Consider the following 650-nt stretch of genomic DNA (forward strand, 5'->3'; position numbering starts at 1 on the left):
GCTATTCGGTGGAGCGGGCACCAACGGACAACATGCTTATCATCAATTATTCCATCAGGGACGAGGCGCCGTTCCTATCGATTTCATCATTGCGAAAAACAGTCCTTATCCCGTACGTGATAACCACGCTCACTTACTTGGCAACTGTCTAGCTCAAAGTCGCGCGCTAATGGTTGGAAAATCGCGAAAGAACGCAGAGCAAGAACTTCTAGATAAAGGTGTTGCACCAGAGGAAGCGCGACGTATCGCACCGCATAAGGTGATCGCGGGTAACAAGCCTAGTAATACGCTACTTGTTGAGATGTTTAGCCCCGAGTCTATCGGTGCTCTAGTTGCCTTGTACGAACACAAAGTGTTTGTTCAAGGTCAAATATGGGGCATCAATTCATTTGATCAATGGGGCGTTGAGTTAGGTAAGGTATTAGAAAAAGAGTTGTTTCCTTTGCTCACTCAGGAAGCCGAGAAAAACAAGATAGATGCTCTAGACCCTTCAACCGCTAAGTTAGTACAACTCTTGCGTAGCTAGCCTGAGAATATGGTTCCTGGGCTAAAAAGGAACCTTTTCTAAATTCTGCCTTGTCGGTAATTGATTTATCAATTGACGATAAGGCAGCCCGCTCTTTGGCTCTAATTGATCAGCACAGAGATCA

At 45.5% G+C, this 650-nt stretch carries 1 pseudogene; it reads left to right on the top strand.

Annotated features, from left to right (window positions below):
• Positions 1 to 526 (top strand): annotated as a pseudogene (locus A3739_RS03350) (glucose-6-phosphate isomerase); the annotation flags it as partial.
• Positions 527 to 650: the final 124 nt, after the last annotated feature.

This window comes from Oleiphilus sp. HI0067 (assembly GCF_001635735.1).